General features: G+C 71.1%; 19 protein-coding genes. 13 read left to right on the top strand and 6 right to left on the bottom strand.

Annotated elements, in window-relative coordinates; genetic code table 11:
* A complete protein-coding gene (locus K8625_RS31495) occupies positions 1-1,491 on the bottom strand; it encodes a glutamate--cysteine ligase (protein ID WP_223784797.1) in 1,491 nt (496 codons plus the stop codon).
* Between the two features lie 167 nt (positions 1,492-1,658).
* Between K8625_RS31495 and rlmN the strand changes: the two genes are divergently transcribed.
* Together rlmN and K8625_RS31485 are read left to right on the top strand one after the other, a co-directional pair.
* Positions 1,659-2,738: a 23S rRNA (adenine(2503)-C(2))-methyltransferase RlmN gene (rlmN, locus tag K8625_RS31490; RefSeq protein WP_046711389.1), complete on the top strand. Its 1,080-nt coding sequence runs from the start codon at positions 1,659-1,661 to the stop codon at positions 2,736-2,738.
* Positions 2,739-2,926: 188 nt separating this feature from the next.
* On the top strand, positions 2,927-3,310 hold the full coding sequence (locus tag K8625_RS31485) for a hypothetical protein (RefSeq protein WP_046711388.1): 384 nt from the start codon (positions 2,927-2,929) through the stop codon (positions 3,308-3,310).
* Here the strand turns inward: K8625_RS31485 and K8625_RS31480 are convergent.
* Positions 3,300-4,910, bottom strand: a complete 1,611-nt coding sequence (locus K8625_RS31480) for an adenylate/guanylate cyclase domain-containing protein (protein ID WP_223784796.1) — start codon at positions 4,908-4,910, stop codon at positions 3,300-3,302. The genes K8625_RS31485 and K8625_RS31480 overlap by 11 nt on opposite strands.
* 33 nt (positions 4,911-4,943) lie before the next feature.
* A complete protein-coding gene (locus K8625_RS31475) occupies positions 4,944-5,798 on the bottom strand; it encodes a metallophosphoesterase (RefSeq protein ID WP_223784795.1) in 855 nt (284 codons plus the stop codon).
* 191 nt (positions 5,799-5,989) lie between these two features.
* Here K8625_RS31475 and K8625_RS31470 point away from each other — a divergent pair, with 191 nt between their 5' ends.
* The 8 genes from K8625_RS31470 to K8625_RS31435 all read left to right on the top strand — a co-directional run bounded on the left by K8625_RS31470 (position 5,990) and on the right by K8625_RS31435 (position 15,028).
* Positions 5,990-6,997, top strand: coding sequence for a hypothetical protein (locus K8625_RS31470; protein ID WP_223746315.1), 1,008 nt, complete (start codon positions 5,990-5,992; stop codon positions 6,995-6,997).
* A 163-nt stretch (positions 6,998-7,160) separates the two neighbouring features.
* Positions 7,161-8,372: a PEGA domain-containing protein gene (locus K8625_RS31465; protein ID WP_223784794.1), complete on the top strand. Its 1,212-nt coding sequence runs from the start codon at positions 7,161-7,163 to the stop codon at positions 8,370-8,372.
* Positions 8,369-9,316 (top strand): tRNA glutamyl-Q(34) synthetase GluQRS, encoded by a 948-nt coding sequence (gene gluQRS / locus K8625_RS31460; RefSeq protein ID WP_223746313.1) that lies wholly within the window; start codon positions 8,369-8,371, stop codon positions 9,314-9,316. The genes K8625_RS31465 and gluQRS overlap by 4 nt, the downstream gene beginning before the upstream one ends.
* Positions 9,317-9,451: 135 nt before the next feature.
* Positions 9,452-10,390: a hypothetical protein gene (locus tag K8625_RS31455; RefSeq protein WP_223746312.1), complete on the top strand. Its 939-nt coding sequence runs from the start codon at positions 9,452-9,454 to the stop codon at positions 10,388-10,390.
* 454 nt (positions 10,391-10,844) lie between these two features.
* On the top strand, positions 10,845-12,683 hold the full coding sequence (locus K8625_RS31450; protein ID WP_223784793.1) for a patatin-like phospholipase family protein: 1,839 nt from the start codon (positions 10,845-10,847) through the stop codon (positions 12,681-12,683).
* Between the two features lie 206 nt (positions 12,684-12,889).
* Positions 12,890-13,495, top strand: a complete 606-nt coding sequence (locus K8625_RS31445) for an AgmX/PglI C-terminal domain-containing protein (RefSeq protein WP_223784792.1) — start codon at positions 12,890-12,892, stop codon at positions 13,493-13,495.
* Between the two features lie 27 nt (positions 13,496-13,522).
* Positions 13,523-14,359 carry a GNAT family N-acetyltransferase gene (locus K8625_RS31440; RefSeq protein WP_046711379.1) on the top strand — a complete coding sequence of 279 codons (837 nt, stop codon included), beginning with the start codon at positions 13,523-13,525 and terminating at the stop codon, positions 14,357-14,359.
* Positions 14,360-14,401: 42 nt separating this feature from the next.
* On the top strand, positions 14,402-15,028 hold the full coding sequence (locus tag K8625_RS31435; RefSeq protein WP_223784791.1) for a tRNA-(ms[2]io[6]A)-hydroxylase: 627 nt from the start codon (positions 14,402-14,404) through the stop codon (positions 15,026-15,028).
* 10 nt (positions 15,029-15,038) lie between these two features.
* On the opposite strand, the gene K8625_RS31430 is transcribed toward K8625_RS31435, so the two are convergent.
* A complete protein-coding gene (locus K8625_RS31430; protein ID WP_223784790.1) occupies positions 15,039-16,832 on the bottom strand; it encodes an SLC13 family permease in 1,794 nt (597 codons plus the stop codon).
* 262 nt (positions 16,833-17,094) lie between these two features.
* Here K8625_RS31430 and K8625_RS31425 point away from each other — a divergent pair, with 262 nt between their 5' ends.
* The 3 genes from K8625_RS31425 to K8625_RS31415 all read left to right on the top strand — a co-directional run bounded on the left by K8625_RS31425 (position 17,095) and on the right by K8625_RS31415 (position 21,292).
* Positions 17,095-18,888, top strand: a complete 1,794-nt coding sequence (locus K8625_RS31425; protein WP_223746306.1) for a phosphoenolpyruvate carboxykinase (GTP) — start codon at positions 17,095-17,097, stop codon at positions 18,886-18,888.
* 149 nt (positions 18,889-19,037) lie between these two features.
* Entirely contained in the window at positions 19,038-19,856 is an 819-nt protein-coding gene (locus K8625_RS31420; protein WP_223784789.1) for a tetratricopeptide repeat protein, read from the top strand.
* Positions 19,856-21,292, top strand: coding sequence for an ABC transporter substrate-binding protein (locus K8625_RS31415; protein WP_223784788.1), 1,437 nt, complete (start codon positions 19,856-19,858; stop codon positions 21,290-21,292). Before K8625_RS31420 ends, K8625_RS31415 begins: the two co-directional genes overlap by 1 nt.
* 517 nt (positions 21,293-21,809) lie before the next feature.
* Here the strand turns inward: K8625_RS31415 and K8625_RS31410 are convergent.
* Complete coding sequence (locus K8625_RS31410; RefSeq protein ID WP_223746303.1) at positions 21,810-22,982, bottom strand: pyridoxal phosphate-dependent aminotransferase; 1,173 nt, start codon at positions 22,980-22,982, stop codon at positions 21,810-21,812.
* A complete protein-coding gene (locus K8625_RS31405; protein WP_046711372.1) occupies positions 22,979-23,257 on the bottom strand; it encodes a hypothetical protein in 279 nt (92 codons plus the stop codon). Before K8625_RS31405 ends, K8625_RS31410 begins: the two co-directional genes overlap by 4 nt.
* Positions 23,258-23,370 lie beyond the last annotated feature (113 nt).

Raw genomic sequence — 23,370 nt, 5'->3', positions numbered from 1 at the left:
CTACTCCACCGGCCAGTCGTGCACGGGCGCCCCGGAGGCCGTGAGGTCCAGGTAGCGCTCCAGCATCGCCGCCAGGGCGTCCCTGCGGGGCATGCCCGCCTCCAGCCGCGTGAGCACCTGCCGCTGCCAGCGCGCCCCCGTCCTGCGCGTGTCCACCCGGCGGGAGATGACCTCCATCATCCGGTCCGCCTCCTGTGCCTCCACGCCCGCGGACACCAGCCCGCGGTGCGCCACGGGGATGAGCCTGCGCACCAGGTCCACCACGGGCACCACGCGGGGACTCGGCGCGGACTCACCCGGCCACAGCAGCTCCGCGTCCAGCCCCTTGCGCGAGGCGCGGATGAAGTTGCCCGCGGCGTGCGCGAAGGGCAGCGCGGGCAGCAGCGCGTCGATGCGCTCGGCGAGCCCCAGCGTCAGGCCCAGGAGGAACGCGCCGTTGGCCACCATGTCCACCACGGAGGGCCCCGCGGGCAGCGCGCGCAGCTCGATGCGCAGGTGCCCCGCGTCCTTCGGGTCATAGACGGCCCGGTTCCAGGACCACACGGTGCCCTGGTGCAGCCGCAGCTCCTCCAGCCCCGGCGGACGGCCCGAGGCCGCGTGCTCCAGCGGGGACTCGTGCCCCACCACGGGCAACAGCGGCGCGTGCAGCGCGACCGACTCGGCGAACAGCTCGTAGGCGCCCTCGCGCACCCAGCCGTGGCCGAACGTCACGCGCCCGTGGGGCTGGAAGCCGCCCTCGCCCGGCTCGCCCCGGTCATCCACGGACTGACGGAACAGCGCCACGCGTGTCTCGTCCCAGAGCTTGCGCCCCAGGAACAGCGGCGAGTTGGCGCTGATGGCCAAGGCGGGCGCGGTGGCCAACTGCGCGGCGTTGTACAGGCGCGCGAAGTCGGCGGGCGTCACGCGCAGGTGGAACTGGAGGGACGTGTTCGCGCCCTCGAGCGTCGTGTCGTCCCAGGCGAGCGTCAGCGCCTCCTCGTCGCCCCGGATGGCGACCTCGATGGGCTTGCCTCGGCGCTGGCGGATGGCGTTGTTCAGCGCGCGGTAGCGAGGCTGGGCCGTCAGCGCGCCCTTGCCCAGGTCCGCCTCGCGCAGCGTGGGCAGGATTCCAATCACCGCCACCCGCGCGCCCTCGGCCGCCGCCGCGCGCCGCACCTCCGCGAGCGCGTCCTCCAGCTCCGCCCGGAGCGCGGTGAAGGGCCGCCCCGCCAGCGGCCCCGGGCGCAGGTTGACCTCCAGGTTGAAGCGGTTCATCTCCAGCGTCACGCGCGGGTCCTTCGTGCGCGCGAGCACCTGCTGGTTCATCGGCAGCGGGAAGCCCCGGTCGTCCACGAGGAACAACTCCAGCTCCGCGCCAATCGTCGTCGGTCCTTCGCCGAAGCCGGGCCTGGCGAGGACGACGCGCAGCGCCTCCAGGCTCTCGTCGAGCCTGCGCGAGAAGCGCTCGAAGTCCTCCGGACCGAACTGCTCCTGCTGGATGGAGAGCCCCATGCGCGGACAACCTGTGCACGGTCGCCCGCACCGGCAGCACTCGCCAGGGGCTCGCCGGCCCGGCCGCCGGGACTGCCTCGGGCCGTCCGCTCCGGAGGCACGCCCGTCTTCCACCCCGGGGCACCCGGGTGACGAGGGGCCCGGGTGTGTTATCTGGCGTCCTGGCCATGCCGTCCGACACGCCCACCAACCTCTACGACCTGACGCGGCCCGCGCTCGGCGCGCTGCTGTCCGACTGGGGCTACCGGCCCCACCACCGCGACGTGCTCTGGTCCGGCCTGTACCGACAACAGGCCCGGGCGCTGGACGAGGTGGAGGGGCTGCGCGCGGACCTGCGCGAGGCCCTGCGCGAGCGCGCGCGGCTGGGACAGCTCACCACGCACCACGAGGCGTTCAGCTCCGACGGCCACACCCACAAGCTGCTCATGAAGCTGGAGGACGGACAGACCATCGAGACCGTCCTCATGCGCTTCAAGGGCCGCGCGACGGTGTGCATCAGCACCCAGGCAGGGTGCGCCATGGGCTGTGTCTTCTGCGCCACGGGGCAGATGGGCCTGTCGCGTCACCTGACGCCCGGCGAAATCGTGGGACAGATTCTGCACGTGCAGCGCATCCTCCGCGAGTCGGGCGAGACGCTGCGCAACGTCGTGCTCATGGGCATGGGCGAGCCGTTGCACAACTACGACAATACCCTGGCCGCGGTGGATGTCCTGGTGGACCCGCTGGGCCTGGCCATGGCGCCGCGCTTCATCACGCTGAGCACGGTGGGCGTGGTGCCGGGCATCCGTCGACTCGCGGACGAGGACCGACCGGTGCAGCTGGCGGTGAGCCTGCACGGCGCGACGGACGCGGAGCGCGCGGCGCTGGTGCCCGCGGGACGACGCTGGCCGCTGGCGGAGCTGATGGACGCGTGCCGCTACTACATCGCCCGACGCAAGCGCCGCATCTTCTTCGAGTGGACGCTCATCGAGGGCCGCAACGACACGGTGGAGCACGCCCACACGCTGGGCGCGCTGTTGGGTGACATGGACGCGCACGTCAACGTCATCCCCCTCAACCCCACGGTGGGCTACGACGGCGGGCCGAGCCGCCCCGAGTCGGTGCGCACCTTCCAGGACGTGCTGATGTCGCACGGTGTCCCCAGCACCGTGCGTCAACGCCGGGGCATCGACATCGACGCGGGCTGTGGTCAGCTCAAGTCCGCCGTGGAGCGACGCTCGCGCCGTTCACTTCCCACCAGCCCGTGACGCGCTCGCGCGCGCATGTCAGCCGCGCCCGTTAACGTCGCGCCGCCGGAGGCCTTGTGCCGAGCTCCGGACCCACACCCTCATCTTGTGTCGCTGGAGGACACCCGCGAGGTTTCCGCGGGGGGGCTCTTGCACGCTCCATGGCCGTGGGCACATTCTTTCCATCGGCTTCCCCGGGGAGGTGGGCGATGCTTTCCATCCAGGAGCATTCGACGACGGAAGAAGCGAGCAGCGACTTGCTCGACTTCATCCTCCAGCCGTCCAACTGGCTCTCGGCCGCGCGCCGGGAGACGGACCCTGCCGTATGGCCGGGTCAGAACACGCTCTACCAGCGCCGGGTGGGCCCGCTGCGCATCAGCGCGTGCGTGGAGGTCTCCGCGGGGCTGGAGGTGCTGCTGCACATCGCCTTCCGCGCGCCGGGGCTCACGCCCGTGAAGGCGGCGGACCAGCTGGAGAGCTTCCTCAAGGAGCGGCTGCCGCTCACGCCCAACTCCGAGTGGCAGGTGGAGGTGGACGAGCGCCGGTGGATCCACTTCTCCCGGCGCTACGCGGCCTCGCACCTCACGGCGTGAGGCTGTCCAGTCGGTGATGGCGCAGGGGCTGCGCCACGTTCTTCACCGGCGTCTCGGTGAGCGCGCCGAAGCGCAGGCCCTGGATGAAGGGCTCGGTGGAGTCCACCAGCACGTCCCGGGCGCTCGCCATGACGAGCGTCTCGCGGAAGCCCGCCAGTGACTGCAGGCGCGCCGCCTGGTTCATGCCGCTGGAGAAGGCGGTGTACTGACGGTTGGGGCCGAAGAGGCCGCAGTTGACGTGGGCCAGGTTGACGCCCACGGCCACGCCCAGCCCCGGGAGCTTCACGCGCTCGCACAGCGCGGCCACCTCTTCACGCGCGCCGAGCCTGGCGGTGAGCGCCTGGATGTCACACGCGGCGCGCACGGCGGCCTCGGCGCGCTCCTTGCGGCTGGACTTGAAGAAGGGCGGGCCGAACAGGCCGATGACGCAGTCGCCGACCATCTTGTCGAACACGCCGCCGTGCTCCCAGATGCAGTCCACGGCGCGCGCGCTCCACTCGTCCACGAAGCGGCCGATGTTGCGCGGGCTGTCGAAGCCGTGCTCGCAGATGCGCGTGAAGCCGTTGATGTCCGCGAAGAGGATTCCCACCTCCTGGTCCTGCGCGCGCAGGTGCTGCGCGTAGTTGGGGTCCTGCAGGAGCGCGTCGATGATGCTGGTGGGGAAGAACTGCGACAGGTGGATGCGCTCGCGGTTGTAGTCGAGCAGGCGCTGGCTGAGCGTGGAGGCCAGCACGCGCAAGAGGTCCATCGTGTACGCGGAGAAGCCCTCGTCGCAGGCGACCGCGATCTTGCCCAACGGCTCGCTGGAGGCCGAGCCGGAGATGAGCACCGCCTCGGTGGTGCGGCCGGGGAGCAGCTGGCGCAGGGCGGAGACCTCCTCGGACAGCAGGCGGTGGCCGTGCTGGCGCAGGGCGCGCTCCACGTCCTGGCTGGGCTGCTCGCCGCTCTCGAACTCCAGGTGGCCGTTGCGGTACAGGCGGTAGTGGAGCACCTGGGGGCGCACGGCGTCGCGGTAGAGCAGGAGGAAGGAGGGCACGCGCACGCGCTGGGCCAGCGTGAGCACCGCCTGGTCCATGCCCACCTCGAACACGGGGTTGGCCAGGTGCGCGTTGCACTGGATGATGAGCTGGTGCTTCTCCGACGCGGTGTGGACCAGGCACAGCACGGTGTCGAGCTGCTCGGCGATGGTGTCGAGCAGGCGCAGGGCGCGGGCGGAGGCCTCCGGTGACGTGTGGTCTCCGGAGAAGAGCAGACCGAAGGAGCCCACGGGGTCTCCGGCGACGTCGAGCGGCTGGGTGACGAGCGTCGCGTCTCCGATTCGCTGGGGTCCGGGGGCGCCGTCGAGCAGCGGGCCGGGGAAGTCTCCGCCCCAGTCGCCCTCCTGCCAGGTGCGGGTGCGCAGGTCCTCGTCGCGCGTGGTCAGCGCCACGGCGCGGGCGCCGGTGAGCGCGAGGATGGGCGGGAAGCAGCGGCGGAAGGTCTGCGTGAGGTTCTCACGCGCGCGGAGGCTCTCCTCGAGGAGGTCATCCACCGCGCGGTGGAGCGCGCGCAGCGTCTTGTATTCCTCGAGGCTCAGGTCCGTGGCCAGCGGATGCGTCATGAGGCGGGTTCTACCGCCGAGGACGCGGCGTTGTCACAGGGGCGGCGTGTGGGGCTGGCCGCCCACGACCTGACCGTGGGCCACCTCGATGAGCCAGTAGCCCTCGTGGCCGGCCTCGGTGGAGGAGCCGGCGCCGAAGATGTGGGGGCGCTCGGCGGTGGCGGGGTGGTGGTAGCGCTGGTGGATGTGGCCGTGGAGGACGGCGTGGCGGGGGCCAGGGAGCAGCCGCAGCAGGGCCTGGGCGTCGCGCAGGCCGTGGTGCCAGCGGTCGGCGCGTCCCTTGCGCGTGAGGGGCGCGTGGTGGACGACGACGAGGATGGCGCGGCCGTCCAACCGGGGGTCCTTCAGCAGGGCCGAGAGGCCGTCGAGCTGGGCGTCGCCGATGACGCCGAAGGAGAGGCCGGGCGAAGCGGGGACGCGGGCGGACAGGAGGCCCACGACGGCGGCCTCGGAGCCCACGAGGCGCACGAAGGGGAAGGCGCCCTCGCGGCGGTGTTCGGGAAGGTCGCTGTGGAGCAGGTGGCCGAAGTGGCTGGCGAAGCGGCCCTTCTGGTGGCTGCCGGGGGTGTAGACGTCGTGGTTGCCGGGGATGATGGTGCAGCGGCTCGGGTCGTCGGCGAGGGGGCCGAGGGCCTGGCGCGCGCCCTTGAACTCGCTGTCGAGCGCGTACGCGGTGAGGTCACCGGAGAGGATGAAGTGGTCGGCGGTGTGGCGGTCGACTTCGCGGGCGATGGCGGAGAGGGCGTGAGGGGCGCGGGCGTAGCGCTTCGCGCGGCCGCCGACGGTGAGCTCGGCCAGGGCGACCCAGCGGCGCCAGCCGAGCTTGTGCAGAGGCAGCGCGAAGTAGTCGTCGGTGATGTGGACGTCGGAACAGTGGATGAAGCGCATCGAGACTCCCGCCCGGGAACGGGCGGCCGGGTGCGGACATTCTCTCCGGATGACGAATGGGGGGAAGCGCCATCGACGCCGGTGGGGTGTACAGGCGTGACGGAATCGCCGCGAAGTGATGGTCAGGCCATGGACCTTCGCGGCGAGCGCTTCGAGATGCTTCGAGCCCCTGCACCGTCCGCGAGGTCGACATGGTGCGTCTGCGGCTCTTGGTGTTCGTGCTGTGGCTCCATGCCCCCCTGGCCAGCGCCTATCCCATTGCGCCGCGGACACTCTGGTCGCTGACGCAGGAAGCGAACAGCATCGTCTGGGTGGAGGTGGAGAGCGTCCGCATGGCCCCGAGACGCGCTGGCGATACCTGGGCAGATGACCCTGGAGATATCGCACGGCTGAAGGTCCTGGAGTCACTGATGGGCGCGGCCCGGCCAGGAATGACGATCGAAGTGCCCTCCTCCTCGGCATTCATTTGCCCAGCCCCCGCGAGCTATACGACCGGGAAGCGGGTGCTCGCGTTCCTCTTCGAGGAAGAGGGCGAATGGTGGACAGTGGGTATGTCCTACGGCGTGCGCCCCTTGGAGAACGCGCCCGAACTGGATGTGTACCGGCGGGTCGTGAAGGCCGCACGGGAGGCACATGCGCTCACCGCATCGCTTCCAGAGACGTCACCCGTCCGGACGAAAGCACGACAGGACTGGCACGTGCTCGCCGCACGTTTTCCAGCGACGCGCTGGGACGGGCTGCATGACCTGATTCCCAGGGCGAGTCTGCTCCAGTACGGCGCCTTCATGCCTCCCAGCGCGTCATCCCTTCCGCTCACATCGGCACAGCTCGGACAAGTGGCACAGGACTTCGTGAGCGCGCCGTCGCTGGACCTCTCGTTCGTGATGACGCTCATGCTTCTCCGAGAGGTCCCGCACCGGAACTTCGACCAGATGGCCACACGCGTCCTGGAAACCATCATCCTCGACAGGCAGATGCCTCCCTGGGGATTCACCGCCTTCAACCTCATGCGGGCAAGGCATGGAGAGACGCCCCATCCTCCTCCCAAGCTTGTCCCCAAGCCGGGAGTACTCCGCGCCGAGATGAACGCTCAGCGGTTCCAGGCGCTACAGCTCGAATGGACCGCGTTCAAGCAGCGCCATGGACTGAAGCCTCGACCATTGTCTCTGCCCGTCAGGTCCCAGCCCTCGGGTCCATGATGTGCTTCATCCTGGATGCCTCCTCGTGGCAACCGTTCTCCGAGGGACTTCCCGTTCCGCGTCGAGTAAGCAATCGGCTCTCCCGGAGCCCTCTCGGGCAGGAGGGGCCGGCGGCACGGGACTCCGCTCCGTGCTAGGAACACGGTCGGAGTCACTGCCGACCATGAAGCGATTCGCGCTCCTGCTCTGCCTCGTCCTGGGCGCCTCTTCCCTCGCCGCGCAGCCGCGCGTGCCTCGGAAGAAGGTGGCCGTGCTGCCCTTCCAGGCCATCTCCGGTGATGTCCCCGCACGCGCTGGCCCACGGCTCGCCGCGCGGCTCGCCTCCGAGCTCCATGGCACCGCGGGGCTGGCGCTCGTCGACACTCCCGCGACCCCGCCCGCCGAGACCACGGTCGACGCGCTCGCCGCCGCGCGTGCCGCCGTGCAGGAGGCGACCACCGCGCGTGCCGCCCGTCGCTTCTCCCGCGCAGACGCCGCGCTCGGCCGCGCGCTCAAGGCCTACGCGGACAACGCCGTTCATCTCACGGATGGCGCGGAGCTCGCGGACACCTACGCCCTGCGCGCCGCCGTGCGCTACGCCGTCGGCCGCGATGACGAGGCCACCCAGGCCCTCACCCACGCCCTCTCCATCGCGCCTGGGCGTCCCCTCCCCCTGGCCGCTACGTCCCCGCTCTTCGCGCACACCGTCGAGCGCGTTCGCACCACCCACGCCGCGCAGCCTCGCGCCACGCTCCGCTTCGAGTCCGTCCCCTCCGGCGTCGAGGTCACGCTCGATGGCATCGCCGTCGGCACCACGCCAGTGCGCGTGCTGCATGTGCCTCCGGGCGCGCACCTGTGGCGCGCCACGCTTCCCTCGGGCGAGAGCGTCGCGGGCGTGGCGGAGGCCGTGGCAGAGCGCGAGGTGCCCGTGCTCCTCATGCCTCCAGGCGATGGCCCCGCCGCGTCGCTGGCGATGTCCCTCTCCAACAATCAGCTCGATGCGTCCGCGATCAAGGCCGCGTCGAAGCTCGGTCGCGACCTCGGCGCAGACTTCGTCGTGCTCGGCACCCTGTCCCGCATGGGCTCGGGCCTCGCCCTCGACGCGTTCGTCCTCGCGCCCGGCGACACCTCGCCACGCAGGCTGCCGCGCATCGCCATGGACCTGGAGTTGCTCGACGCGGGTGACCCGTTGCGCGAGATAGCGGCACAGCTCGCCTCGCGCGGCGTGGAGGCGGGACTCGCCGAGTCCGTTCCGCTCTCACCGACTCCCGGCGCCTCGCGCAACACACGCACCTCACAGACGGTCTATGCCGTGCCTGTCGCGGATGCGGCGAAGCCCGTGGCCCCCGTCCGCAAGCCCGCGGATGCCATCCGCAAGCCGCTCGTCCGTCCATGAGCACCTTCCGAGGACGCTTCGCGCCCAGCCCCACGGGCCGGATGCACCTGGGCAACATCCGCAGCGCGCTGCTCGGCTGGCTCCAGGCTCGCGCCGCCAACGGGCGGTTCCTCTTGCGCATCGAGGACCTCGACCGCGCTCGCTGCAAGCCCCAGTACGTCGACGACCTGATGCAGGACCTGCGCTGGCTCGGCCTCGACTGGGATGAAACACCCCTCGTCCAGAGTCAGCGCGACGACCTCTACCGCGCGGCCCTCGCCACGCTGGAACAACAAGACCTCGTCTATCCCTGCTTCTGCACCCGCGCGGAGATTGCCCGCGCCGTCAGCGCCCCCCACGGCCTCTCCGAGGAAGGCCCCCGCTACCCCGGCACCTGCGCCCACCTCACCTCCGCGCAAATCGCCGAGCGCGCCAGGACTCGCGCCCCCGCCATCCGCTTCCGCGCCCGTCCCGGAGAGGTCCACTTCATCGACGCCCTGATGGGCCCCTACACCCAAGACGTCGACGCCGTGGTCGGTGACTTCGTCGTGCGCCGCAACGACGGCGTCGCCAGCTACCAGCTCGCCGTCGTCGTCGATGACGCGGCCTCCGACATCACCCACGTGCTGCGCGGCGACGACCTGCTCTCCTCCACGCCCCGCCAGCTCCAGCTCTACGACGCCCTGGCGAAACGAGCGCCCGACTTCCTCCACGTCCCACTCGTGCACGGAGAGGACGGCAAGCGCCTCGCCAAGCGCGAGGGTGCCTTCGCCCTCGCTGAGCTGCGCGAGCGCGGCGTCGCACCCGAGCGCGTGCTGGGCCTGCTCGCCGCGTGGAGCGGACTCGGAGACGGTACCCCCAGGACACTCGAAGAGCTGCTGCGCGCCTTCTCCATCGAAGCCCTCCCCCGCTCGCCCGTGGTGGCGAAGGAAGCCGTGCTCCTCAAGGCACTCGACCTGCGGTGAGCCCCCGCCGTCTCCCTCTCACCGAGGAGGCGTCCTGGAGCCGTGGAATCGTCCGCGGCCCGACGATGCCCATGTTTGCCGCGGAACCCGAGCAGCCCGCTTCAGGGGTGCTCACCGCGGCAGGAGGCCCGGCCCATGGCAACAACCATCGTGGAAAGAGAGAAACCCGGCGTCATCTCCGCCAGCGCGGGAACGCCCTTCAAGCTCAGCTGGGGCGCCATCCTCGGCGGCACCTTCGTCGCGCTCGGCGTGCTCATCCTCCTGTACTCCCTGGGCCTCGCGCTCGGACTGTCGTCCGTCGATCCGAGCAACCCAGGCAGTGCACGCTCGGCGGGCATCGGCACCGGCATCTGGGGCCTCATCGCTCCGCTCATCGCCCTCTTCGCGGGAGGCTTCGTCGCCGCCCGCACCGCGGGCGTGGTGGACAAGGGCGGCGGCGCGATGCACGGCGCCGTGATGTGGGGCCTGACGACCATCGCGGGCGTTGCCCTCATGGGCATGGTCATCTCCACCATCGTCGGCACCGCGGTGCGCACCGCCACCGGCGTGGTGGGTGCCACGGGCGCCGCCGTCGCGGGCGCGGCCTCCCAGGGTGACCAGGTCGCCAACGCCTTCGGCCTCGACGCCAACGACGCGCTCGGTCCGGTGAACGAGCGGCTGCGCGCCGAGGGCAAGCCGGCCATCACCGCCAACCAGCTCGAGGCCGCGACGAAGGACATCGTCACCACCGGCGTGCGCACGGGCAACGTGGACCGCGAGCTGCTCGTCAGCTCCATCGCGGAGAACACGCGCCTGTCGCGGCAGGACTCGGAGGACGTCGCCAACCGCGTGCAGGTGCAGATCGATGCCGCCAAGACGAAGGTCGGCCAGGTCGGCCAGCAGGTGCAGCAGGGCGCGCTCGTGGCCGCGGACAAGTCCGGCCGCGTCTTCTGGGGCATCTTCGGCGCGCTGCTGCTGGGCCTCATCGCCTCCGTGCTCGGCGCGGGCCTGGGCGTGAGCAAGCGCCAGCGCGTCTACGCCGAGGGCGCCATCTCCACGCCGGGAACGACGACCCGCCGTGAGGTGTATCCGTAAGGCAACGAAGCGCCCTTGCGGCACACGCGAGGCCCACTCCTTCACGGGGGTGGGCCTCGCGTCGTCCCCATCTCGCCACGAGAACGAGCCCCAGGCGCGCTCGCCCCGCACAAGGCCCTGACGGCGGCGAACCGTGCCCGACGGAGCGTCGCGTGACGCAGGGCCCCCGCGAAGTCGGTCGGCGGGCCCTCGCGCGCACCCGCGCCACACGGAGCACGACTCGCTCGCGCCGCCCCTCGGCCGGTCCGCACTCCGGAATGGCGCGGGGTTGAGATGTTCATCGCTCCACGCCAGGGCGTCGCTCGCGTCCACCAGGCACCGCACGATGCGCCGTCCCCCGCACGACGACGCGCTGCCCCGTGGGCCTCCTGCGGTAACCTGCTCGCGAGTCGTCATCAGGGGGGCGCCCTCACACCTCCAGGCCCCCAGTCACGCTCCATGACGGGGGAAGCTCGTGAACCGAAGTCGGACGTCCCTGCTGTGTCTCGTGCTGCTCGCCACCCTCAGTGGCGGCTGCTTCCTGCGCACCGGCTACATCCTCGAGGCGCTCAACGAGCCCTCGGAGCCGAAGACGCCTCCCCTTCCCCCTTCCTTCCGCGAGCGCGTGGGCCGCCTGACGCGCTCCCACCTGGTCGACGCCTACGCCGACCCCGCCGAGGTCGCGAAGTGGATGTCCGCCCTCGGCAGCGCCCCCCGCCCCATCGTCGAGCAGGTGGAGTGCCTGCGCGCCCACGCCGGCGGCAGCAACGCCACCTGCTACGACACCTTCCTGCGCGCCACCGTCCCCGGAGGCATCTGGGGCCTGCCCACCCAACCCCGGAGCGTCAACCCCACGGCGCCCACCGCCGCGGAGGTCGACGCGCAGCGCTTCCTCGGCAACGCGATGGGCATCGCCGCGTCGCTCGCCGCGCTGGGTGACTCGCTTTCGGACCCAGTGAACCCCAGCCTGCTCAACCAGGGCCTGCGCGAGGGCGCCGAGTCCGCCGCGCAGTACGTGAGCGCCCGCCGCTGGAGCCGCAAGCTGGGGCGCCCCTCCAACGCCATCGTCCTCAGCGGCGGCGGCGCCAACGGAGCCTTCAGCGCGGGCATCCTGTGGCGCCTGCTCGGCGTGCTCGAGCAGTGCCGCGGCAAGCCCGAGCCCGAGGGCTGCGGCGACGCGCGCATCGACCTGGCCGCGGGCTCCAGCACCGGCGCGCTCATCAGCACGCTCGTCGACCTGTTCCACACGCCCGGGTACGAGCAGAAGGCCCGCGACGTGCTCCTGGGCAACTACACGTGCTCGGTGGAGTCGGACCTGTACTGCGTCAACTCGACGTGGGTCTGGAAGATTGCCTCGGACCTCAAGGGACTGGTCCGCTTCGACGGCATCGAGAACAAGCTGCGCGCCATGGTCGTCCCCGCGCAGCTCACCAACGGCACGGAGCTGGTCTCCGTCTCCGTGGACTTCGAGACCGGTGACGTCCACGGCGTCAGCGACCAGGACCCCGCGGACTTCCCGCCCACCGCCACCGAGGCGCAGCGCGTGGACGGCCTCATCAACGCCGTGCTCGCCTCCATCGTCGAGCCCGTGCTCGCCGAGCCCGTCCCCTGGATTCCCTCCAGCAAGGGCCGCCACGCGGGCACCTTCCTGGATGGCGGCGTGCGCTCGGGCCTGCCCGTGCTCCAGGCCGTGCAGCGCGGCGCCGAGCGCGTGCTGGTCATCTCCACCGGCAACCTCGAGTCCACGCCCGTGCCGCCCCCGGACAACGCCGTCACCACGCTGATGCGCACCATCGACCTGTTCGTCGCCCAGCCGCGCGTGGGCGAGGTGCAGCAGGCGGAGCTCGCCGCAGTGGGCCGCCGCTTCGCCGAGTACAACGTCTGCGCGCTGCGGCTCGCCCAGGTGGAGGACCCCACCGCCACGGAGCCCTACTGCCGCCGCACCGGCACGGGCTTCGTCCCCACCGAGCCGCGCTCGCTCCAGGCCGCCACCAGCATGTGGCTGGGCCCCGCCCGCTTCGAGCAGGTCGCGTCCAGCTGGCGCTCGTCGTGGATGTTCCGGCCCGAGTCGCAGCTCGCCACCGCCAGCGGCTACGCGTTCTCGCCGCAGGTCATGCGCCCGCTCTTCAAGGAGGGCGTGAAGTCCTTCCAGCAGCGCTGCGCCGAGGTGCTGCGCCTGTTCGAGGTGCGCGGCACGCTCGCCCAGAACGAGTGCGCCCGCCCCGTCGACGACGTCGTCACCGAGGCCGAGTCGCGCTTCGCCCCGATGGGCCAGTGCACCGACGGCAAGCCCGACCAGCGCTCCTGCGATTGAAGTCTCCAGGAGAGCCGGGGCCGCCCTCCGCGCCCCGGCTCCCGTCGCCATGAGCCCCCTGTCGCCACGAGGGGCCTCAGCGCCCAGGCCACCGCCGCTCCTGTCGCCACGAGCCCCGGGCTCCCCGGCCAGCCTCCGCGCCATGCGGGCCCCACGGAGCACCGGCGTCGGCATATCCTCGCGCGCCCGCTTCACCCGAGTGCGCCATGTCCCAGAGCTCCACCACCCGCTGGCTCGCCCTGCCCCTGGTCTGCCTGAGCCTCCTGCTGCTCCTGGCCGCCCTGGCCTACTGGCTCACCCAACCCACCACCCCGCCCCCACCGCCGCCCGAGGAGCCCGTCGCCCAGGCGCCCCCGCCGGCCCCCACGCCGCCGCCCCGCCTCACCCCGCCGCCCGTGGTGCCGCCCCCCGCCTTCCCCTCGCCCCAGTCCGAGGTGCCCGTCCCCGAGCAGCCCGACAAGCGCCGCGTCATCCAGAGCGAGTTCACCCTCGAGGAAATCCACGGCGACTTCCGCCCCGAGGACATCGAGGCCGCCCTCAAGGCGGTGACTCCGCTCGTGCAGCAATGTTTCCAGGATGCCGCACAGCGAAACCGGGGCCCACAAGCCGTGAAGCTGCGCTTCAACCTGGAGTCCCGCGGCGAGGGCGAGGGGCGGATGGACAAGGGCGAAGTGCTGGCGAGCACCATCCCGGACCCGATGGTGCAGGCGTGCGTGGTGGACTCGCTCCTGGACATCGGGTTCAAGACCCCGTCCCGAGGGGGCCGGGCGACGGTGGTGTACCCCTTCGAGTTCCGCGTACCGTTGGAGTAAGGTCGCAAGGCCCCCGCCCCCACCTCAATGCCCGTCTCCGTCGAACAGCTTGGCCCCCAGGACGCGGACGCCCTGCGGGCGTTGCTCTCGAAGGACCCGGTCCACAACCTCTACCTCCTGGGGTTGCTGGAGGAGTTCGGCATCGCCGCCCGGGGCCGCATCCCCTTCGCCTTCTACGGCCGCTTCGACAACAAGCTGCTGACGGCCGCCGTCTTCGTGGGCGGAGAAGGCGGCCTCGTGGTGCCCAGCGCCAGCGACGCGAGCGCCACGAGCGTCATCGCGGACGCGCTGGCCTCCTCGCTGAGCCTGAAGGCCGCGGTGGGCGACAAGTCCTCGGTGGACGCGCTCCTGCGCAGCCTGTCCCCCGGCAAGCCCCGGCTGTCGCGCACGCAGCGGCTGTTCAGCGTGTCCGCGGACGACCTGGGCCCCTTCACCAACCCGCTCCTGCGGCTCGCGCGCGAGGAGGACCTGCCCCGCCTGCTGCCGCTGGCGCAGGGCTACGTGCGCGAGGCCATGGAGCGAGACCCGCTCTCCGAGGACCCCCGGGGCTACGAGGCCCGCGTCGTCCAGCGCGTGCGCCAGAAGCGCACCTACGTGCTGGAGGAGAACGACGCGCTGGTGCTCAAGGTCGACATCGGCAGCCGCTCCCAGTACGGCGCGGAGCTGGAGGGCCTCTACACCCTGCCCTCCGAGCGCCAGAAGGGCCACGCCACGCTGTGCCTGGGACAGATTTCCCGGCACCTCTTGTCCTCGCTGCCCCGGCTGACGATGCGCATCGACGAGCGCGACGAGAGCACCGCCCGCATCGCCCGGAAGGTCGGCTACCTGGCCGGCCGCACGTGGCGGCTGGTGCTGGTGGAGTAGCTCGCCCGGGCCGGGGGCGATGCCGTACAGTCCGCGCCCTCCATGAGCAGCCGTCCCACGCCTTCCCGCCGCCCCCTCTCCGGAGAGGGCCCCGTCATCCTCCACTCGGCCACGGACCCGCGCTGGCTCCCGCTGGCGCTCGAGCACTTCGACGCCGTGCTGGTGGACCACGCCCACTGCGAGAAGAAGGCCGCCGCCAACGCGCTGTCGCTCCTGCAGGCCTACCCGGACCTGCCGGGGCTGCCCGCGCAGATGGCCCGGCTGGCGCGCGAGGAGAGCGCGCACCTGGCCCGCGTGCTCGACCTCATGGAGGCCCGGGGGCTCACGCTCACCAAGGACGCCGGGGACCCGTACGCCCAAGGCCTGCAGAAGCTGGTGCGCACCCCGGCCGCCGAGCGGCGCACCGACAGGCTCCTGGTCGCCGCCATCATCGAGGCGCGCTCGTGCGAGCGGCTGTCACTGCTCGCCGAGGGGCTGACGGACCCGGCGCTCGCGCGCTTCTACGGGGAGCTGGCCCAGTCCGAGGATGGCCACCAGTCGCTGTTCTTCCGGCTGGCCGTCACCGCGTCCGGAGGCGACGACGCGCCCGTGCGCGAGCGGATGGAGTGGATGCTCGACCACGAGGCGCGGGTGCTCGAGGACATCGGCGTGCGCGCGGCCATCCACTGACGCCCTCGCCTCAGAAGGGCCACACCCACGGCACCGCCACCGTCAGCACCACCACGAGCAGCAGGGTGAGCGGCGTGCCCAGCCGGAAGAAGTCCGTGAAGCGGTAGTGCCCGGGGCCGTAGACCAGCACGCAGCTGGGCTCCAGCGGCGTGATGAACGAGCAGCTGGCCGCCAGCGTCACGCCGATGGCGAAGGGGCGCACGTCCACGCCCAGCTGCGCCGCCGCGTTCACGGCCACCGGCAGCACCACCAGCGCCGCGGCCTGGTTGGACATGGGCGCGGACAGGACGATGGTGAGCAGCATCAGCGCCACCAGCACCGTGCGCGGCCCGCCGAAGTCACCCAGCTCCGCCACCCGCTGACCCAGGAACTTCCCCGCCCCGCTCACCTCCATGGCCAGCCCCAGCGCCATCATGGAGCCGATGAGCAGCACCACCCGCCAGTCCACCCGGAACGCCTTGCGCGCGTCCATGCAGCCGGTGGCGATCATCGCCAGCATGCCGGTGAGCCCCGCCACCGACAGCGGCAGGATGTCCAGCGAGCCCGCCGCGAGCGCGCACAGGAACAGCACCACCGCGAGCAGCGCCTTGCCGTAGCGCGGCGGCTGGTACTCGTGGCCGCTCAGCACCGTCAGGCTCAGCCCGTCCGCCAGCTCCGCCGCCTTCTCGCGGGGTCCGCGCAAGAGCAGCACGTCCCCCACCGCCAGGGGCAGCAGCGACAGACGCCGCTCGCCGAAGGTGCGGCCCAACAGCTGGAGCTTGGTGACGCGCTGGAGGCTCGGGTGGCGGTGCAGGGCCAGCGCCACCAGGCCGTAGCGCTCCACGAAGAGCGCCTCCTTCAGGCTGCGCCCCACCAGCGGGCTGCCCGGCGGTACCGCGGCCTCCACCAGCGCCGTGTCCTCGTCGAGCTGCGCCTCGTCCGCGTGCCGCAGGTCCGGACGGATTTCGATGCCCTGCAGGTCCTTCACCCGGAGGATGTCCTCGCGCGAGCCCTCGACCAGCAGCCGCTCGTCGCCGCTCAGCACCTGCGTGGGCGTGGCCGACGTGGCCTTCCCGTCGCGGAGCAGCCCGATGACGCGCAGGCCCAGCCCTTCCGTGATTTCGGCCAGCGGCTTGCCCAGGTAGCGCGAGCCCGCGGGCAGCACCGCCTCCGTCAGGTAGTCGCGCAGCGTCCACTCGTCCGCGCTCCCCTTGCCCACCCGCGAGGGCAGCAGGAGCGGCCCGAGCAGCACCACGACGAGGATGCCGATGACCGCCACCGGCAGCCCCACCGGCGCCAGCTCCGCCACGCCAATGGGCCGCATCCCCATGCGCTCGAGCGCCGCGGACATCACCAGGTTGGTGGACGTGCCGTAGAGGAACACCATGCCGCCCAGCATCGACGCGTACGCCAGGGGCAGGAGCACCTTGCTCTTGGGCACCTTCGCCCGGTTCGCCGCGCCGATGGCCACCGGCAGGAAGGCCGCCGTCGTCACCGTGTTGGAGATGACGGACGAGAACACCGCCACCACCACCATCATCGCCAGGACGAAGGTCTGGTGGCCGAAGCGCGCGAAGAAGGCCAGCCGCTGCCCGACCAGCTGCACCACGCCCGTCGACGCCAGCCCCTGCGTCATCGCCAGCAGCGTGAAGATGAAGATGACGGTGTCGTTGCTGAAGCCCTCGAAGGCCTGCCGGGGCGTCAGCACCCCCGTCAGCGCCAACAGGCACACCACCACCAGCGAGCTGACCTCGATGGGGATGCTATCGATGGTGAACAGAACCAGCGCGACGAGGACGACGGCCAGGACGATGGCGATGGTCATGGAAAACCAGTGGGGGCCGCCAACTTGTGCCCTGTCCGCCGGGGCGGCGAGCCCCTGCCGCACCGTGTCGTCAACTACTAGATGACCGAGCGCTGATAAGAGGAATTAGGAGATTGTGCCTGGTGGGGCGGGGCATCGTCGGACGCCAGTTGCTTTTAGGCGCCCCTTCCAGAAGTTTTGTCGTCTCTCCCGCTGGTAGGGGCCGTGCCCTACTTCACCAGGACGGGGAGCCCCTATCTTGAGAGAACACAAGGAAACTTCCATGGCTTCGACGCAAGTGGCGGCGGAGGGCTCCAAGGCCCCCACGAACAACCCCACGCTGCTGGCCTGGGTGGCCGAGATGGCCAAGATGACCCAGCCGGACAGCATTGTCTGGTGCGATGGCTCCGAGTCCGAGAAGAAGCGGATGACGGAGCAGGCGGTGAGTGAGGGCATCCTCATCCCGCTGAACCAGCAGAAGCGGCCCGGCTGCTACCTGCACCGCTCCAACCCGAACGACGTGGCGCGCGTGGAGCACCTCACGTTCATCTGCACGCCGAACAAGGCGGAGGCGGGCCCCACCAACAACTGGATGGAGCCGGACGAGGCGTACCACAAGCTGGGCCAGCTCTTCGCCGGCAGCATGAAGGGCCGCACCATGTACGTGGTGCCCTACGCCATGGGCCCCATCGGCAGCCCCTTCACGAAGATTGGCGTGGAGCTGACCGACAGCATCTACGTGGTGCTGAACATGCGCATCATGGCGCGCATGGGTCAGCAGGCGCTGGACATGCTGGGCGACAGCGACGACTTCAACCGCGGCCTGCACAGCACGGGCGACGTCAACCCGGACCGCCGCTACATCTGCCACTTCCCGCACGACAACACCATCTGGAGCTTCGGCTCGGGATATGGCGGCAACGTGCTGCTGGGGAAGAAATGCCTGGCGCTGCGCATCGGCAGCTTCCTGGGCCGCGAGGAGGGGTGGCTGGCCGAGCACATGCTCATCCTCGGCGTGACGAGCCCCAAGGGCGAGACGACCTACGTCGCCGCCGCCTTCCCGTCCGCGTGCGGCAAGACGAACTTCGCGATGATGATTCCGCCCGCCGAGTACAAGGGCTGGAAGATCGAAACGGTGGGCGACGACATCGCCTGGATGCGCCCGGGCCCGGACGGCCGGCTGTACGCCATCAACCCGGAGGCCGGCTACTTCGGCGTCGTCCCGGGCACCAACAACAAGACCAACCCCAACGCCATGGAGACCATCTCCAAGGACACGCTGTTCACCAACGTGGCGCTGACGCCGGATGGTGACGTGTGGTGGGAGGGCAAGGACGGCGAGGTCCCCGAGGAGCTCATCGACTGGCAGGGCCGGCCCTGGAAGAAGGGCAGCACGGAGAAGGCGGCGCACCCGAACAGCCGCTTCACCGCGCCCATGTCCAACAACCCGGTGCTCAGCCCCAAGGCGAATGATCCGATGGGCGTGCCCATCTCCGCGCTCATCTTCGGCGGCCGTCGCTCCAGCACCGTCCCCCTGGTGCTCCAGGCCTTCAACTGGACCCACGGCGTGTTCCTGGGCGCCACCATGGGCAGCGAGACGACGGCGGCGGCCACGGGCAAGGTCGGCGTCGTGCGCCGCGACCCCATGGCCATGCTGCCCTTCTGCGGCTACCACATGGGCGACTACCTCCAGCACTGGCTGGACATGCAGAAGACCATTCCGCAGCTGCCCAAGATCTTCCAGGTGAACTGGTTCCGCCAGGACAAGGACGGCAAGTTCCTGTGGCCGGGCTTCGGCGAGAACATGCGCGTGCTGGAGTGGGTGGTGAACCGCGTGCACGGCCGCGTCCCCACCAAGGAGACGCTGCTGGGCTGGGTGCCCCGTCAGGACGAGGGCCTCAACCTCAAGGGCCTGGACATGTCGGCGGACGCCGTCGCCGAGGCCACCTCCATCAAGGAGGACGAGTGGAAGACCGAGCTCAAGAGCCAGGAGGTGTTCTTCGAGCAGCTGGGCACCAAGGCGCCGGAGGCGCTCATGCTCCAGCGCAAGCTCTTGATTTCGCGCCTGGAGCACTGAGGCGCCCGTCGGCTGTAGCGCCTTGAAGCACCCGTCGGGGTCGCTCCCTCTCCCAGTCTGGGGGTGGAAGCGGCCCCGACCTCGTTTCACGAGGTGTGAGGTCACCCTCTTCGCCCCGGGGCCGAAGGCGCGCTAGTCTCGTGTTCATCATGAGACTGGTCTTCGTATTGTCGGCGGCCCTCGCGCTGTCGCCCCCGGTGGCGTTCGCCCAGCGCGCCAAGAATCCAGCGGCCCTCATCAAGGAAGGCGAGCGGCTGTATCAAGCCGGCAAGTACCAGGAGGCAGCGGACGCGCTGAAGAAGGCCCACGAGGCCCAGCCCAACCCGCGGCTCATCTTCAACATCGCCGTGGCGCTGGAGAACGCCGGGGATTTGCGCGAGGCGCTCTCCTGGTACCAGCAATACGTGGGCAACACCGAGGGCACGGACCCGGCGCTGCTCAAGCGCAGCGCGCGCAGCATCGACAAGCTGCGGCTCTTGCTCGACAAGGAGAACCAGGCCCAGGCCACCGCGGAGGCCGAGCGGCTGAAGCTGCAGAGCGAGGCGGAGGCGGCGAAGAAGCGCGCGGAGGAGGAGCAGCTCGCCGCGCAGCGCGCCGAGGAGGAGAACCTGCGCCAGCGCCAGGCGGAGCTGGACCGGGCCATCAAGTCCTACCAGCGCCAGAAGATCGCCGCCTACGCGGTGGGCGGCGTGGCGGTGCTGGGCGTGGGCGCGGGCGTGCTGTTCGGCCTGCAGGCGCGCGACGAGCGCGAGAAGTTCGACGCGGCGCGCACCGAGGACACCAAGCAGACCTTCGCGGACAACACGAAGACCAAGGCGCTGCTCGCGGACATCGGCTTCGGCGTGGGCCTGGCCGGCGCCATCACCGCCATCATCCTGTATCCGAAAGACGGCCCCCCGGCGGAAGGCGAGGTCCGGATGACCCTGGCGCCTCGTGGCACCGGCGCGGGTCTGGAGGTCAGCTTCTGATGAAGACCCTGCGACTCATGTCGTGCTGCGCGGCGCTCCTGGCCGGCTGCAGCTTCACCACCGCGGGCGGGCTCGACGAGTGCGAGACCAGCGCGGACTGCGACACCAACCAGGTCTGCTCCGCGGGCGGCTTCTGCCTGCCCCAGCCGGAGGGCTGCGGCGAAATAGTGGGCCCCACCACGGGCAACCCCATCATCCTGGGCGCGGCGCTGCCCCTGACGACGTCCACCGGAGAGGACGTGTCGGAGCGGCAGGCGCTCAACGCGCTCAAGCTGGCGATGGAGGAGATCAACCAGCGCGAGGGTGTGGGCGGCCGGCGGTTCAACCTGCTCATCTGCGACACGCGCTCGGAGCCCGCCCGGGCCCGCGAGCAGGCCGAGTGGCTGGTGACCGAGCGCGGCGTGCCCGCCATCTTCTCCTCGGGCAGCGCGCAGACCATCGCCATCAGCACCATCACCATTCCGCGCAACGTGCTCTTGATGACGCACACGGCGACCAGCCCCGACATCGCCACGCTGAGCGACAAGACGGCGGCGTCGGGTGAGGCGGGCCTGGTGTGGCGCACGGCGCCGTCGGACCGGCTGCAGGGCCGCATCATCGCGGACCTGGTGAGCAACGTGCGCGCGGTGAGCGGGGACCAGCGCCCCTTCGCCGACACCACGACGGTGAGCCTGGTCTACGTGAACGACGCCTACGGTCAGGGCCTGTTCGACACCGTGCTCGGCCGGGTGAGCAACGGCCGGACGCCCTCCTCCGCGTTCTACGCGCGCAACGGCGACGTCAGCGCGGCGGTGACGCACCTGGCGACCAACCCGGCGCCGAGCATCGCGGTGATGATGGGCTTCTCCGAGGACAACGCGAAGATCATCACCCAGGCCGCCGCCCAGGGCCGTACCACCCAGCGCTACTTCTTCACGGACGCGAGCAAGGACTCGAACCTCATCACGTCGCTGGGCACCTCGAAGGGCATCGTCGAGGGCGCCTATGGCACCGCGCCCGCGCAGGCGCGCCCGGGTGACGCGGTCTACACGACGTTCAAGGAGCGCTTCCGCACGGCCTACAACGGCACGGACCCGGGCCAGTTCTCCTTCACGGCGCACGCGTACGACTCGATGTACCTGGTGGCGCTGGGCGCGGCGTACGCGGCGGGCGCGGAGGTCAACAACCCGCAGCCCATCACCGGCGACCGCATCGCCCAGGGACTGGCCAAGGTGACGCCGCCTCCGGCCACCCCGGCCACCACCTACGCGCTGGGCTTCAGCCGCTTCACCGAGGCGCGCGGCGAAATCAGCGCGGGCAAGTTCATCAACGTGCAGGGCGCCAGCGGCCCGCTGGACTTCGATGCCACGGGCGAGGCGCCGTCCGAGTACGAGCTGTTCCAGATTGTCGACGGCGCCTTCCAGACGGTGGAGCTCATCGCTCCGGCCGCGGACTGAAGCATCCCCGGGTTGAAGGAGCGCTCCCTCGGTCGGGGGAGCGCTCTACCCCGCCGCCCCGAGCACCCGCGTCAGGGCAGCGATGGACGGTGGAACTCATCGCTCCGGCCGCGGACTGAAAGCGCCGGTGCGTGGAAGGAGCGCTCCCGCAGCCGAGGGAGCGTGCGCCCCCGTCGCCCCGAGCACCCGGGTCAGGGCGGCGATGGACGGTGGAGTTCATCGCTCCGGCCGTGGACTGAAGAAGCCTGGGCTGAAGGAGCGCCCCCTCATCCGAGGGAGCGCGCTACCCCGTCGCCCCGAGCACCCGCGTCAGGGCGGCGATGGACGGTGGAGTTCATCGCTCCGGTCGCGAACTGAAGAAGCGCCGGTGCGTGAAAGGAGCGCTCCCGCAGCCGAGGGCGCGCTCTTCCCCGCCGCCCCGAGCACCCGCGTCAGGACGGTGGAGCTCATCGCTCCGGCCGAGGACTGAAGAAGCGCCGGTGCCTGGAAGGAGCGCTCCCCCAGCCGAGGGAGCGTGCTACCCCGTCGCCCCGAGCACCCGCGTCAGCGGCGCCAGGGCGGCGAGGAAGTCCTCGGGCGGGGAGAGCAGCGAGAGCACCAGGAACGCGCCCCCGCCGAAGTCGTAGAAGTAGCCGGGCTGGACGAGCACCCCCGCCTCCAGCAGCGCGAGGCACGTGGCCTCCTCGCCGGGCTCCCTCGGAATGCGCAGCACCGCGCTCCAGCCGCCGTGCGCGGGCAGCACGTCCCACGTCGCGCCCGGGGGGCGGGCCCGCAGGAGGTGCTCGCGGTTGGCGCGCACGCGCTCGAGCAGCGCCGCCTGGAACACGGGCGCATGGGCGAGCAGTCGGGGCAGCGCGAGCTGCACGGGCGTGGCCACGGACAGGTACGTGTCGGCCACCCACTCCAGGCGGGCCAGGGCCTCGTCGCGCGCGGCCTCGGGCCCGCCCACGTGCATCCACCCAAGCTTCAGGCCGGGCAGGCCCGCCACCTTGGACAGGCCGGACAGGCTGAAGGTGGGCATGGGGAGCGCGCGGCCGGCCACCGTCGTCACGCGGCCGGGCGCCGGGGCCCAGGCGTAATCGGCGAACACCTCGTCGCTGATGAGGGCCAGTTGGTGGCGCGCGCAGACGTCGGCGAGCGCGGAGAGCTCGCCCTCGTGCAGGAAGTGGCCGGTGGGGTTGCCGGGGTTGATGATGAGCACGGCGCGGGTGCGCGGGCCGAGGGCCGCCTCCACCTCGCCCGCGTCCAGGCCGAAGCCGTGCGCGAGCGGAAGGCGGTAGGAGCGCGTCTGGACGGCCTCCAGACGCGCCAGGTGCTCGAAGAGGGGGTAGCAGGGCGCGGGGACGAGGACGTCGTCACCCGGCTCGCACAGGAGCTTGAAGAGCCAGCCGTAGGACTCGCTGGTGCTCGCGCTGAGCACCAGGTGCTCCGGGGAGACGGCGGTGCCCCGGGAGCGGAGGTACCCGGCCACCGCCTCGCGAGCCGAGGGGAGGCCGAGTGCTTCCGGCGCGTAGTCGAAGGCGCCGGGAGGGTGGAGCACGCCGGCGTCGGGCGCCGGGAGCCCCACGCGGGTGGGGTTTGAAACCGTGAGGTCCAGTGGGGGGAGGCCCTGGGCGCGGAGCCCGGCGAGCGCTTCCGCCAGTGGATTCGGGGTGCGGGAGAAGTCCGAGCGGAGGGAGAAGCGGCTCACAGCCCCGTCTGCAGCATGGCGTTGGCGACGCGGCGGATGAGCTCGCGACGCACTTCCTTGCGGCAGTGCTCGATGGCCTTCTCATGAGGCCTGGGAAGCTCCGGGTCCCTGGCTCGCAGGGCGGTACGGAGGACGAGCTCCACCTTGGTGGGCTCGATGTGGAACAGCCGAGCCCCGTCCTTCTGGAGGAAGTAGGACAGCCCCCTCTGGTCGATGAGCTTGTGGAAGAAGCGTCGGACGTCCGCGAGGAACGTGAGGTCGATGATGTCCGCCATTCGTGACGGCTTTCTCGCGCGGAAAAATCGGCCCGTCCATTTCACGGCCGCGTCACCCGAAAACTTGCGCGACCTGTAGCACCCGTCTGTCCGGCCGAACGCGCGGGAGGCCG

It is taken from the genome of Myxococcus sp. AS-1-15, assembly GCF_020037055.1.
GTDB classification, from domain to species: Bacteria; Myxococcota; Myxococcia; order Myxococcales; family Myxococcaceae; genus Myxococcus; species Myxococcus fulvus.
This window is presented reverse-complemented; position numbering and strand designations above follow the sequence as displayed.